Origin of the sequence: uncultured Paraglaciecola sp. (assembly GCF_943787955.1) — a bacterium.
Lineage (GTDB): Bacteria > Pseudomonadota > Gammaproteobacteria > Enterobacterales > Alteromonadaceae > Paraglaciecola.
This window is the reverse complement of sequence record NZ_CALSOK010000013.1, coordinates 92,036-105,531: the sequence shown is the minus strand read 5'-3', so window position 1 is coordinate 105,531 and position 13,496 is coordinate 92,036. Positions and strand designations below refer to the sequence as shown.

Below are 13,496 nucleotides of genomic sequence, written 5' to 3'. Positions count from 1 at the left end.
TCTCAAAGTTCCTGGCATCTTCTATTATGCCTGAGTGTTTTAAAGCTTTAAAAACAGAGTTTTGTGCATCGCCAATTTTCTTTACAGCCACAAGTACTTGTTTTTGAATCATTAATATCGATAGAAATGGACTGAAACATGCATTACAACTCAATCAAATATTTACAGAGATTTTGGGGCGTTGACAATGTATGTTTGGGTTAATAATCTTCAAGAAATAACAAGCTTAAGTAAGATAGACTAAACCCATACCTATTTCGAGACCTCAACTATGCCTAGATCCAGTTTACGTCATCAATTTTTCAATTATATCAATGGGTGCGCTTTTGCAGCCCTTAGTATGTTCAATTTAATGGCATTTGCAGATCCTAAAAACCAAACCGTTGATTTATCTAGTGTGGCGCAGAACATTAAGATTTTGGCATCAGATGCATTTGAAGGTCGCGGCCCGCTTACTCAAGGCGAACAACTCACCATTGAATACTTAGCCCAGCAATATAAAAAACTGGGATTAAAAGGTGCTAACCCCAACAGTGTGGGTTCATCACCACTAGGGCAATATTTTCAAGCGGTGCCAATTGCGCGAATTATTCCAGACCAAAACATGAAACTGGTAATTGGTGACTTGTCTTTTACGTCAGGTAAAGACTTCACCGCGCGCACCGAACATATTAACAACCAAATAACATTAAATGATTCTTCCCTAGTGTTTGTGGGTTACGGCATTAATGCCCCTGAGTATCAGTGGAACGACTATGCTGATATTGATGTAATAGGCAAAACTGTCATCGTACTGGTAAATGATCCAGGATTTGCAACCCAAAACCCTGAGATATTCACCGGTAACGCCATGACCTACTATGGACGCTGGACTTATAAATACGAAGAAGCAGCGCGTCAAGGGGCAAAAGCGGTGTTGGTGGTGCACGAAACTGCGCCAGCCGCATATCCTTGGAGTGTGGTAGAAAGCTCAAATACAGGCAGTAAATATACGCTAGTTGACAGCCAACAAAATACCTCCAAACTGCCTATTATGGGCTGGCTAAAATTAGCCGCTACCGAACAAATTTTCAAACAATCTGGACTTAATTACCAAGAGCTTAAACAGCGTGCCTTACAAGCTGATTTTAAACCTGTGAGGTTAAAGCAAAGTGCAAATTTAACCCTAAAAAATATTATAAGCCACGCTATATCGCATAATGTTATCGCGAAAATTGAAGGCAATACATACCCCAATGAATACGTGTTGGCAGGTGCTCACTGGGATCATTTTGGGACCAACAAAACCTCTAAAGGTAGTATTGTTTACAACGGTGCTGTTGATAACGCTTCAGGCACAGCGGGAACCTTAGAAATAGCCCGAATATTAATGGCTAAGCACAAAATTAAGCCTTTTGAACGTTCTATTTTATTCATCAACTTTACGGCTGAAGAAACAGGATTGATAGGCTCTGAGCAATTCTCAAAAGGAGACATTATTCCAACCAAAAACATGGTTGCCTTGGTTAATATTGACGGCATGAATGTATTGGACAAAGTAGACTATATCTTGCAATACGGTGATGGTTTATCCGAGATGGAAGATTACTTAGTCCGGGCCACTTTAGCCCAACAGCGAAGGGTGAAACTCGATCCTCGACCGCAAAATGGTTTATTTTTTCGCTCAGATCATTTTTCTTTAGCCAAACAAGGTGTGCCAAGCTTATTATTTATGAGTCTTGGAGACACAGACCCTGAATATATTGCTAACAAATATCACAAAGCTGAAGATGACTTTTCCCCTACTTGGTCACTAGGAGGTGTTGAGCAAGACATTGAATTGATGGTTGATATTATCCAAACATTAACCAACTCTAGAGACTGGCCAAAGTGGAAAATGGACTCAGATTTTAAAACTAGCCGCGAAGCAGATTTATCCAAATAAGTATCATGCAAGGTCACATACCATTGCATGCGTGACCTTAGTAATAATATATAGGCACAAGGTAGTCCCAGTAAAATATATATGTCTTTTTATCATTTGTTTAGCGTGATTGAAAATAATATTGTTCTGGTTTGTTGTAGGTAATGTGCGGCCTATTTACAAATGGCTAACAATACATAATTGAAGGTGTTGATATGGTGTTATCAACTATGACAGCCCACATAATTTTAGCTACACGAGTTAAAAACAAGATTCATTTTAGCGACGACTTTAAAACGCACCATAAGTAGTAAATAGTAGAAATCACTGATTCACACAATGCAATTGAATCAAATTGGTATAGTGCCGTAAAATTATTTATAATATAAAATTAGTTAATTTTTAAACTTAACGTCTCAACATCAGGCAAGCTGAAATTGGCAAAACAGAGCTTTATGTTGCTGCGCCGCAAAAAAGTGCACTAGTGTGAAGTCCTCACAGGAGTGTCCATATGAGTCTTGTTAATAGGTTATTTGTTGATAAAAACAATTAAAGAGACACCTAGAATAATTGACTCTAACACCTCGAAAACACCAGTTATCAAAAGTTATAAAGCGATATCATGACAAGAAAAATTTTATCTTTGAAAGTGAAAAGAAATGAAGAACCTAAACAAGTTGATGAAGTTGTCAAAGATTTACAACACGATGACCCACAAAAACGTTTTTTAAATGGCGTAGCCATCAATCCAACTCAGTGTATTCAATTAGAATTAGGTTCTGAAGAATTCACCACCCGGGCTATGGATTTGATCACGCCAATCGGAATGGGCCAGCGAGGTTTAATTGTTGCTCCACCGGGCTGTGGAAAAACCACTATTTTAAAACACATTTGTCAGGCAGTAGGAAAAGCCTATCCCGAAATAAAGCTTTATGCGTTACTCATAGATGAGCGCCCAGAAGAAGTGACAGATTTTAAGCGCAGTGTGCCGGCACAAGTGCACGCCTCATCCACAGATTCAAGCTATGAGCAACATGTGCGCGTAGCGAATCAACTGCTTAACACCGCTCGCAAGCAAGCAGGAGAAGGACATGATGTTATGATTGTCATCGATTCTCTTACGAGACTCTCTCGAGTTCATAATGCAAGTCGTAAAAGCAGCGGTCGCACAATGTCAGGTGGACTTGATGCTAGAGCATTGGAAGTACCACGAAAACTTTTTGGCTCCGCCAGAAAAATCGAAAACGGTGGGTCCCTCACAATTCTAGCTACCATACTCGTTGATACCGGTAGTCAGATGGATCAGGTGATCTTTGAAGAATTCAAAGGCACTGGAAATATGGAAATCGTTTTATCACGGAAGATTGCAGACCAGCGGGTTTTTCCTGCACTAGATGTTGCAAAAAGTAGTACGCGCCGTGAGGAACTACTTTTAAATCCGAAAGATCTTGAAAAAGTAATCGTTTTGCGTAGGGCACTTTCGCACCTTAAACCCTTAGAGGGCGCGAGAAAACTAGCTGAGTTACTTGAAAAATATCCTACAAATGCGGAGCTTTTAAACTGTTTTATGCCAAAAGCATAAAGACCTAATGTCCCCTAGCAACGTAATTTAACCAAATATTTAGAATTATTTGAGGATATTAACAATAAAAGCCTTGAGGTTATTTTTACCTCTGCATTCTCAGTGCGTTGTAGTGATACCCAGCAAAAGATGCTCTGTGTGTTAATAACCTTGCAACTCAACGCGGGCTTACTCAAATTAAAACATAATACATCCCCCCTTTTTAACGATACCCAGTTCGTTGTGTGGAATACTAATTCCTGAGCCAAACGCAGTACAATTCAATGTTGCGTTTTAAATCTCCCAAATCAAATAACTGACCTTCTTCAACCGTTTTATCAAGTTGATATTTAGCATCTTCACAATTTTCACTCAAAACTTGTTTAGTATTGTTTTGTTTTAGTTCAGATGGCTCTGCAACCACTGTTCTTGGTTGTGTACAAGCACTCAAACCTAACACTAAAATACTGCTTAACAATACATCACGCATATAAATCCTTAACAACACAAAGTAAATATCAGAAAAATCTGATCCTTATATATTTTAAAACAATCAAGCATACAGGGGCTCGTCTAAACATAATCAGATATTTAAAATTATTTGAACATATTTACATTGTCTGGCTTGGTGATCCTTTATTGTAAAGTGGTTTTAACGCTATGGGTTGAAGTGCACATGACTAGAGTTTGTTGGTTAAATGTTACTTATGCACGTTATGAAAAATCTTTCATTGGGGAAATGAAAGCACTAGACGCATTGTACATAACCTGACACATTACATTTACAATTTATTGAAACCTTATATATCGTTTTTTAAATATTGACTGTCTAGTGATTTAGCGTCGTCTTTATTAATGATTAAACAGAAAAGGAACGCATAATGAATTTACCATGGTTAGCTCACTACGGATCTTTAGGGATTATCATTCCAGAGTTTGAGGATAGGCCCTTTGGTAGTTTTATTGAGGAACATGCCCGTATTCAGCCAGAAGCGATGGCTATGTGGTATGTAGCCCGCGGAATTAGCTATGCAGAGTACAATGAACAAGCCAATCGCTTAGCCAATGCTTTGATAACCTTGGGGATTAATAAAGGCGATGTTGTTGGCATTCACTTGCCTAATATTCCACAATATCCAATAATGTTAGCCGCAATCAGCAAGATAGGCGCAATCGGTTCAGGCATTTCGCCGCTATTAGCCCCACCAGAAGTAGCATATCAAATTCAAGACGCAGGCATTAAAGTCGTTATCACGCTAAGTGAACTGGCACCAGTCTTCGCAGCCATGCCTGAAACGCCAGACTGCCTAAAATATACAATTGTAACAGGTGCGGCAGACCTACTAGCGCCGATAGATTTTGATCTCCCAGACATTAAAAATTGTGGGGTGTTCTGGTATTTAAGTCTTACACAATCGGCATCAACTGAATATACTCAAATTGATGTCCATTGGAATGATACCTTCATGATCCAATATACCGGCGGCACCACAGGCAAGCCTAAAGGTGCGATGTTGTCGCAACGTAATGTCATGCATAACACAGCGCAATCAATGGCAGTGAACCCTTTTAATGAAAGCCAAGAAACGCTATTAAGCGCGTTTCCAATGTTTCACATTGCAGGGCTAGCCAATGCGATTGCCTCGGCAATTTATGGTGGCAAGATGATCCTCGTACCCAACCCACGGGATACAGATTTTATTTGTGAGCAACTTCAAATGAACCCTGCAAACGTTATCATTGGGGTCCCAGCGTTATATGACATGATGGTTGCTAATCCTGCCTTTTCATTCCTCGATTTTTCTAAACTCAGAGTAGCGGTATCAGGCGCAGCCCCTCTCACTCGCGGAAGTTACGACGCGCTTGCAGCTATTATTGGTGACAATAAGATATCTGATGCTTTTGGCATGACTGAAACAGCGCCTTGTTATACTGCAAATCCACCTAAGCGATATAAACTTGGGTCAATAGGTTTTCCTGTCCCTAATGCAAGGGTACGAATTCGCGACGTTGAAACAGGTGAACAAGACATGCCCTATGGCGAACCAGGAGAGATTATTTGTTCCGGTCCCCAGGTAATGAAAGGCTATTTAAATTTACCTAACGAGTCGGCCAAAGCTCTGCGAGAGATTGATGGCGAGCGCTGGATGTTTTCTGGCGATGTAGGATACATGGACGAAGAAGGGTATATTTTTCTTTGTGATCGCGCCAAAGATATGCTGATTGTGGGCGGTTTCAAAGTGTTTTCAGTCGAAGTAGAAGATAAGCTTTCCGCTATGCCTGAAATTGCAGCTTGCGCAATCATTGGCACTGAAGATAAAGCCCGTCCGGGCAACGATGTAGTCAATTTGTATGTTGAGTTATCTGCCCAACATATCGATGCTGATGAACACGCAGTAAAAGAAAAAATATTAACTTTTTGCCATGAAACTATGGCTGCCTTTAAAACGCCAAAACATATTCACTTTATTGACACGATACCACTAACAGCAGTCGGTAAGATTGATAAAAAAGCACTTCGGTGATTTTATTTTAAGTGAATAACGCAACCCCCCATTGTCATTCAATCAAATATATAAAAGCATGTGATAAATTGACTATGGGTGACCCGTTATGCTGTCTGTTAAGTTTCATGAGATAGTTAGCATGTATCATCCTCTTTTTTCTTCAGATTATCGATTTTGGTTTTCCCTAGCATTTTCAATAACAGGTTTCTAAAAAATCTGAGGGGCGGATAAAGAATGTTTGAAACGGTTTTTGATTTAAATATACAATAATTAATACGATTAAATATTCCCCGACGACTGCTAATCAAAGCAAGCCTATGTATCGCATCGGAGCCGTAATAAAACTGCCCACCCACCTTCAAAACCATTCCTTGGTCAATGTCGAGACCTTGTGCGCTGATTTCATTCATCACTTCGCTGTTTTCCCTTGCATCCACAATACGTAAATCACCCTCACATTCTTTGATCCTCACTACTTGGCAATAAGCGTGGCAAGCAGGGCATTCACCATCATGTACAAGTAAAATTTCTTCACTGAGCATCGGGGTCCCCTCACCTTTTAAGGTATGTATAAAACGCATGACATGCATTTTATGATTGGAATTAAGACTGACACTTCCCACTATAGCATTAACCATATTTTCGATATTTTCGATATTTGAAACGCGATGACCATCCCATCATACATATCCGTTTTATGTTCAAAAAGATCTTTACTCATTGCTACTTTACAACTGGGTAGCTAAGCATAAGAAACAGGCACTAGGTGATGCATTATCTGGTGATGAACGGGCAGAGTTAATTCAGCTCAGGAAAGATAGTAAACGTCTACAAATGGAGCGTGAAATCCTAAAAAAGGCCAGTGCCTTCTTCGCGAAAGAAATGAAGTAAGATATTCTTTTATAAGTGAGCTTGATGCGAAGTATCCGGTGTCAGTTGCTTGTAAAGTGATGGAAGTGAGTTCGTCAGCATACTACGCATGGCTAAAAAAAACCTGGTGAACTCATTAGCGCTCAAATGCTAAGACTGTATCGACGAGCCAAAGCATTATTCAAGGCAAGTCGAAACAGTTTAGGCAGCAGAGAGCTTGCTAAAGCACTACGCAAAGAAGGCTTTGAAATAACGCGGTATCGCGCCATTAAGTTAATGGAACGGCTTAAATTAGTTGTGACTCAGCGAATAGCTTATAAAGTGACAACCAAGCGCAAACACAGTGATGCTGTGGCTGACAACTTGCTAAATATGAATTTCAATCCTGTTGGACCCAATCAAATTTGGGCGGGTGATGTGTCCTATTTAAAGACTGGTGAGGGCTGGTTGTACTTAGCCATTGTCATGGATTTGTATTCACGCCGGATTGTAGGTTGGCATATATCAAAACGCATGACGCGTGATTTGGTCGAGCAAGCACTGACAAAGGCTCATAATTTACGCAAACCACCAAAAGGTTTGGTGTTTCACAGTGACAGAGGCTCTCAGTACACGAGTAAAGGCTTTAGAAATCTACTGTCGCGATTAGAGTGTCGAGCTAGTATGGGAGATGTTGGAGCTTGCTGGGATAATGCTGTTGTGGAGCGCTTCTTTGGAAGTTTAAAGCATGATTGGTTGTTTAAAGTACCGCAGCCCACTCGAACACATATGCGAGAAGATGTTGCTAGGTACATGAAATATTATAATGTTGAGCGACTACATTCAGCTAATTTGGATCAATCGCCAATTGAATTTGAAAACTCCTTTAGAAAAGTGTCCGGTTGGACTTGACCAGAACAGCATTCACCATCATGTACAAGTAAAATTTCTTCACTGAGCATCGGGGTCCCCTCACCTTTTAAGGTATGTATAAAACGCATGACATGCATTTTATGATTGGAATTAAGACTGACACTTCCCACTATAGCATTAACCATATTTTCGATATTTTCGATATTTGAAACGCGATGACCATCCCATCATACATATCCGTTTTATGTTCAAAAAGATCTTTACTCATTGCTACTTCCTACTTTTGCATATGGCTGCAAAATGCCCACAAAGACAGCGTTATAGGTTGAAATCATAATAATTGGGTTACTAAAAAACGACTCGTTAGATAACAGTTTTGGAATGTAATGTCATAACTCTCATTCACATCGACTGCTACTCAAATACAATTAAAACATACACAAAGACCTGTAAAAATATTCGACAAAAACAATATCTTATGACAATAAACAGTTTTACAATATTGATTATCTTATTGTCATACTTTGAGGCATTTTCACCGCAATGACAGCACCTTTGGCACATACAACACCATTGGCTGAAACGACAATATCAACAATGATTTTACGTTCTTTGATCTCGGAAAAAAAACCAATTAATTCTAACTCAACTCCTTGCGGGGTGGGAGCTAGGTAATTAACATTCAAGGCGCCTGTCACAAAGCGTATAGCTGGCAGAGTTGCCATGGCTCTGTCTTCATTACGAAAGGCCACTGCTGCAGCGCTACCCGTGCCATGACAATCAATTAATGAAGCAATCAGACCACCATAAACAAAACCTGGGATAGCAGTATGGAAAGACTCGGGAGTGAAATGAGCGATAGTCTGCTGACCATGCCAATAACTTTTTAATTGATGACCTTGATGATTGTGTTTGCCACAACCATAGCAATGACTTAGCTCGTCAGGGTAACAATCTTGAAATGCTTTTTTACTCATATTTATTCCCTCAAAAAAAATAAAGCTTAAAGTGACTCGTTAATACTTGTATATCAATGACATCATTATCCTATTGATTAGCTTTGATATGAAAGGATTAATACAATCCTTTTTTGTCCAAGATTAAAGTTACCATGATGATTAATCTTCTAATGAGAACATAACACGGGTCTTTTTTACAATGGATGTAGATAACATTGCTTTGTACGCACGTGAATAATATTTTGAATTTATGAAGGTGAGTAAAAAAGATTGATCCTAGATTGAGCGACCTGCAGACGCAGGGGGGATTAGCTTTTCAATCGGTTAAGTACCAATTATAAGCGGTAAGCAAGTAATTAACGACGAGAATCTAACACCGCCTCAGATAAGTCTGTTTGAATAAAAGCCGTTTATCATCATAAGCAATATACAGAGCTGGTTTACAAAACAGCGGGAAGCGCTTGTTCTAAATTCTGAATTATGTAAAAACAGTTGATTAATAGACCAAAAATAACCGGCCTTCACTCCCTTAAGAATATAAAATAGATGTCAATATGGTAAATATGAGGCATCATATATTTTGACTTTAAGAAAACTGAAGTTTTGATTTTAGCAATTCTTCAGCGCTCGGTTAACGAGAAATAAAATGGTACCTCTAAGACTATCGACCAGCATATTTTACGGCCCCAGTCTGTATTCCAAGGAAAAAATTATTCTGTTTACGGTTGATGCGGAGCCTTTTGACAAGCTGATAGAAGCAGAAAATCTGCTCGAATTTACAGCGCTTTCAAAACAGATTTTCGGGGCCTCGCAAAATGAACTAGAACAGAAAAACGCTCTTGGAAAGGCTTCATGTATCGCAAAATGGGCTTTGGATGTACTCAACTTCAAGCGAGGCTATCTGCATAGTTGCGGGGCGAGGCAAGTGCGTGAAAACCTCGTATTCTGGGTTGGATTCCATAAGCCCGATATATCTCTTGAAGTGGTACGTTTTGGTTTATCACAACTAGCGGTTGGCATAGACCGGAAGAAATTTGAAACTGCTCTCAGAAAAATCTGGGTTCAATGCAGACACCATCATCCCGATTATCAGGCAAGAATTCTTCTTACAGCTGCCCGGCACAGGGACATTCCAGCGTTATCTTTCATCAATAAATCCCGGTATTGGCAATTCGGGTGGGGCTTACGATCACGCCAATTCTTTGAATCTATGTCTTCGTCGGATGGCCTCATCGGGGGAATTCTTGCAGGTAATAAATCTATCAGCAAGTCGGCATTTGGGGCACTTGGATTGCCAACACCAAAACATACGCTACTCAACTCTCGGAGAGAAATTGAGAACATACTACCGCCATCTGGATATCCTTGTGTCGTCAAACCATTGGATCAGGGAGGGGGGCGAGGGATTACAGCAGGGATTGAAAACGAGCAGCAATTGATTGCTGCAATTGAAATAGCCCAGGGGGTGACGACGGGTCCGATCATGCTGGAGGAATTTGTACCCGGCAGCGATTACCGGTTGATGGTCATTGGCGGTGCTTTTGTAGCGGCTATCCGTCGAGAACCTTCGCAGGCGATCGGAGACGGGGTGAGGCGGTTAGAGAACCTGATTGCCGAAATCAATGCTGGTCGGAGTGACGACATCGTAAAGAGTCACTACCTGCGTCCAATCGAAATGGATAGGATTTTCCAAGAGCATATCAAGAGACAAGGGGTAAGCCTGACGACAGTTCTTGCCAAAGGCCAGCGTATTTCGCTTCGCAGTGTTTCAAATTTGTCCGCAGGTGGTATATGTATCGACGTAACAGAAAATATCCATCCTTCGTTGATTGATATGGCAATAAATGCCGCTGTGACCCTTGGGCTGGATGTGGCTGGTTTTGACTACATGACAACTGATATCAGCCGTCCCCCCTGGGAAACTGCCGGGGCGTTTATCGAGATGAATACTACACCAGGCCTGGATGTTGTAATTGCGGCGGGTTGGTCCCCTGAGAAAATCGGCGGGCTAGTATTGGGGGAGCATCCTGGCCGTATTCCGGTTGAATTGTACATATCTTCGCAGGCCCTCGGCCACCAAAGCATTGTGAAGTCTGGGAAACCAGGAGTAGCGAAAATTGCTGGACGGAGCTTTACTATTGGACCAGTTCAATTTTCTGTAGAAGATGAGACCCCGTGGGAAACTGTCAAATGCGCACTGCGTCAGAGAACGGTGGTAATGGCTGAAATCTACTGCACCTTGGACGACATACTATTACACGGTCTGCCGATTGATAGGTTTGAAAAAATTATCCTTTCCGGCGTTGATGCTCCGAAAGAGTTGCTCGATTTTTTTAAGACGGCCACCAAGAAACTTTGTTTGCAAAATAGTCCATAGGGCTGGCCTCTAACGGCCAGAGTTTCATCGCGCCAAGAGAGCACCCTAACTGCTGTTTCCCCTTGCATGCCGGAATGGCGACAAAGACACGAGAACGCAAAAAGCTGGAACGGTTGTGTCGCTATATCTCCCGCCCGGCGGCATCAGAAGAACGACTGATACCTGACATCACAGGGAAATGTCAGGTATCAGTTAAAGACGCCCTACAGAAACGGCACAACTCACGTTATCTTCGAGCCGTTGACCTCATGGCTAAATTGGCTGCCTTAGTGCCGAAGCCACGCGCAAATTTGACGCGGTACCATGGAGTACTGGCCCCTAACAGCAAGCAGCGCATGCTGCCCGCAAGGTTATGGCACAGGGATGTGCCTAATGCACATCCATTGGTGATCCAAAAGATACTCCACCACCTGAATACGAATAATGATGATGTCATCGAGCTATTATCCCCACAAAGTTGAGCACCGCCTCAGATAATTCTGTTTGAATAAAACCGTTCATCATCATAAGCAAAACTGGTTTGCACAACAGCGGGAGGCGCTTGTCTTGAATTCTGAATTAAGTAGAAATAGTTGATTAATTGACGAAAAATAGCCGATTTTCACTCCATCAAGGATATAAAAGAGAGGTAAATATGGAAAATGTTAAGCATCATGTATTTTTATTTTATGAAAAATGATGTTTTGTTCTACCTATTAATATGGGAAATTGTGACTCTCTTTCAGTTTAGGACCTCTTTCCCTTGTGAGTTCAACTGGTCAATGCAACACACTGGTTAAATCGCTCTGCTGGTGTCTCATACTCTAACGTCTTTCTTGGTCTTTCGTTTAGTTGTCTGGCGACTTGGCTTAATTTCTGTTGAGAATGCTCATTTAAGTCTGTTCCTTTTGGGAAGTATTGACGCAGTAAACGGTTGGTATTTTCATTCGAGCCTCGCTGCCACGGCGACTTTGGATCGCAGAAGTACACTTGAATATCGGTAGCGAGTGTGAACCTTTTATGATTAGACATTTCGCACCCTCTATCCCAAGTTAATGTCTTATATAACTCGCTTGGTAATTTTTTGGATTGCTTGATTAGCGCGTCAATTACGGCGGCGGTTTTATTACTTGAAACCTTGGCTAACATTACATATTGGGAGTGACGTTCGACTAGAGTCGCTATATAACTATTTCCTGAGCCTGCTATCAAATCACCCTCCCAGTGCGCTGGAACAGCTCTATCTTCTACTTCAGGCGGTCTTTCACTGATATTAACTGCGTCTACTATTTTACCTAAACCTTTACCTTTTAAGGTGGCATGTTTAGAGCGTCTCATGACGCGTTGAGACCTCAAATGTTTTAATAGCTCTTTCTTTAAAGCCCCTCTTGTTTGGATATATAGCGTTTGTATATTGTTTCATGAGACACATGTAAGTCCTTATCAGAGTAGGTGTGCATGAGCCAACCCGCGATTTGCTGCGGAGACCAAGTTCGATGTAACTTCATCGCAACCAACCGTGCTAAGACTTTGTTTAAAAGGAGTTTGCATGGCTTTGGCCTTTTCGCGCGCTCCCATGCGGCCGTGTCGGCTTTATTCGCTCGATATGTTCCACGCCCACCATTTCGATGCACCTCTCTAGATACAGTGGAAGGTGCTCGATTTAGCTGTTTGGCTATTTCACGAATTGATAATTTTGATCACAAACCGCGAGATATTTCTTCTCTTTCTTGAGGTGTTAAATGTGACGCGGATCTTGTTGTTTGGCGAGGCCTTATTCCGCCTTCCCTCGAAATAATTCCTTGTACACCGGTATGAAATCGATCAAACATCTTTCCAATGTCATGCAAGGAATCGCCTTGCTGGTATCGATCCCATATTAATGTTCTTTATTGTGCATTGTAGTAAATCTTTTTTCTTCTTGTCATAGCAACGCCTCCACTTTATCTAAGTATAACGTTGCATTGACCAGAACAGGGGATGAGATTTGACGGCAAGTCATTAATTTTAAATAACCAAGGTAGACATTTTTAATGAGCACTTATAATTAGCCCTTTCTGCTCAACTACCTGGCGAATACCCAATCACTCATGAATGCATGTATAAGCAAGAGGCCTCAGTATATAACTTAGGCATAGTGCAATTCGACCTGTTATCAGTGTGCTGAAAATGCAGATCCAGCTCACTTGGGTATAAAAGCGCTTGAGAAGAATGGGTTCATGAAGAGTGAGCCAGCCTTTGTATTTTGTGCAAAGTTCAAGACCTGCCCCCTTAATTACGACCAGCAAGTGAAGGTTCATCATCACCGTTGAATTGTATTGGTTAACACCAATAATTTCCAGATAGCTAACATAAGTAACATCGTTTCAAACATATCAAAGTCTCACATATTGGCGAGAAAGCTATTATTTAAATTAACACTTTCCCCTTTTAATTTGGATCTACCCTCTTTTCTGTTTTTATATGTTAACCGCTGCGATATAATGTT

General features: G+C 41.0%; 8 protein-coding genes and 2 pseudogenes. 6 read left to right on the top strand and 4 right to left on the bottom strand.

Features of this window, described 5'->3' with window-relative positions:
* Positions 1 to 271: 271 nt before the first annotated feature.
* Positions 272 to 1,924 (top strand): M28 family metallopeptidase, encoded by a 1,653-nt coding sequence (locus Q0Y52_RS12505; RefSeq protein ID WP_297822036.1) that lies wholly within the window; start codon positions 272 to 274, stop codon positions 1,922 to 1,924.
* Positions 1,925 to 2,525: 601 nt separating this feature from the next.
* Entirely contained in the window at positions 2,526 to 3,485 is a 960-nt protein-coding gene (gene rho, locus Q0Y52_RS12500; protein ID WP_297822034.1) for a transcription termination factor Rho, read from the top strand.
* A 232-nt stretch (positions 3,486 to 3,717) separates the two neighbouring features.
* On the opposite strand, the gene Q0Y52_RS12495 is transcribed toward rho, so the two are convergent.
* Entirely contained in the window at positions 3,718 to 3,954 is a 237-nt protein-coding gene (locus Q0Y52_RS12495; protein WP_297822032.1) for a hypothetical protein, read from the bottom strand.
* A gap of 391 nt (positions 3,955 to 4,345) precedes the next feature.
* On the opposite strand from Q0Y52_RS12495, the gene Q0Y52_RS12490 reads away from it, so the two are divergent.
* Entirely contained in the window at positions 4,346 to 5,989 is a 1,644-nt protein-coding gene (locus tag Q0Y52_RS12490; RefSeq protein WP_297822031.1) for a class I adenylate-forming enzyme family protein, read from the top strand.
* Positions 5,990 to 6,105: 116 nt separating this feature from the next.
* Here Q0Y52_RS12490 and Q0Y52_RS12485 read toward each other — a convergent pair whose 3' ends face one another.
* Positions 6,106 to 6,513, bottom strand: coding sequence for a DCC1-like thiol-disulfide oxidoreductase family protein (locus Q0Y52_RS12485; RefSeq protein ID WP_297822030.1), 408 nt, complete (start codon positions 6,511 to 6,513; stop codon positions 6,106 to 6,108).
* Between the two features lie 244 nt (positions 6,514 to 6,757).
* Between Q0Y52_RS12485 and Q0Y52_RS12480 the strand changes: the two are divergent.
* Positions 6,758 to 7,732, top strand: a pseudogene (locus Q0Y52_RS12480) (IS3 family transposase); the annotation flags it as partial.
* A 467-nt stretch (positions 7,733 to 8,199) separates the two neighbouring features.
* Here the strand turns inward: Q0Y52_RS12480 and Q0Y52_RS12475 are convergent.
* Positions 8,200 to 8,670, bottom strand: coding sequence for a PaaI family thioesterase (locus tag Q0Y52_RS12475; RefSeq protein WP_297822029.1), 471 nt, complete (start codon positions 8,668 to 8,670; stop codon positions 8,200 to 8,202).
* A 628-nt stretch (positions 8,671 to 9,298) separates the two neighbouring features.
* Between Q0Y52_RS12475 and Q0Y52_RS12470 the strand changes: the two genes are divergently transcribed.
* Together Q0Y52_RS12470 and Q0Y52_RS12465 are read left to right on the top strand one after the other, a co-directional pair.
* A complete protein-coding gene (locus Q0Y52_RS12470; RefSeq protein ID WP_297822027.1) occupies positions 9,299 to 11,029 on the top strand; it encodes a hypothetical protein in 1,731 nt (576 codons plus the stop codon).
* Positions 11,026 to 11,490: a transposase gene (locus Q0Y52_RS12465; RefSeq protein ID WP_366939295.1), complete on the top strand. Its 465-nt coding sequence runs from the start codon at positions 11,026 to 11,028 to the stop codon at positions 11,488 to 11,490. The genes Q0Y52_RS12470 and Q0Y52_RS12465 overlap by 4 nt, the downstream gene beginning before the upstream one ends.
* 289 nt (positions 11,491 to 11,779) lie before the next feature.
* Here the strand turns inward: Q0Y52_RS12465 and Q0Y52_RS12460 are convergent.
* Positions 11,780 to 12,888 (bottom strand): annotated as a pseudogene (locus tag Q0Y52_RS12460) (IS30 family transposase).
* Between the last annotated feature and the right edge of the window lie 608 nt (positions 12,889 to 13,496).

What these genes read in the sequence shown, in the direction of transcription:
- Q0Y52_RS12485 (WP_297822030.1), bottom strand. Translation starts at nt 6,513, where the DNA reads ATGCTCAGTGAAGAAATTTTACTTGTACATGATGGTGAATGCCCTGCT.
- Q0Y52_RS12505 (WP_297822036.1), top strand. Translation starts at nt 272, where the DNA reads ATGCCTAGATCCAGTTTACGTCATCAATTTTTCAATTATATCAATGGG.
- rho (WP_297822034.1), top strand. Translation starts at nt 2,526, where the DNA reads ATGACAAGAAAAATTTTATCTTTGAAAGTGAAAAGAAATGAAGAACCT.
- Q0Y52_RS12495 (WP_297822032.1), bottom strand. Translation starts at nt 3,954, where the DNA reads ATGCGTGATGTATTGTTAAGCAGTATTTTAGTGTTAGGTTTGAGTGCT.
- Q0Y52_RS12475 (WP_297822029.1), bottom strand. Translation starts at nt 8,670, where the DNA reads ATGAGTAAAAAAGCATTTCAAGATTGTTACCCTGACGAGCTAAGTCAT.
- Q0Y52_RS12470 (WP_297822027.1), top strand. Translation starts at nt 9,299, where the DNA reads ATGGTACCTCTAAGACTATCGACCAGCATATTTTACGGCCCCAGTCTG.
- Q0Y52_RS12490 (WP_297822031.1), top strand. Translation starts at nt 4,346, where the DNA reads ATGAATTTACCATGGTTAGCTCACTACGGATCTTTAGGGATTATCATT.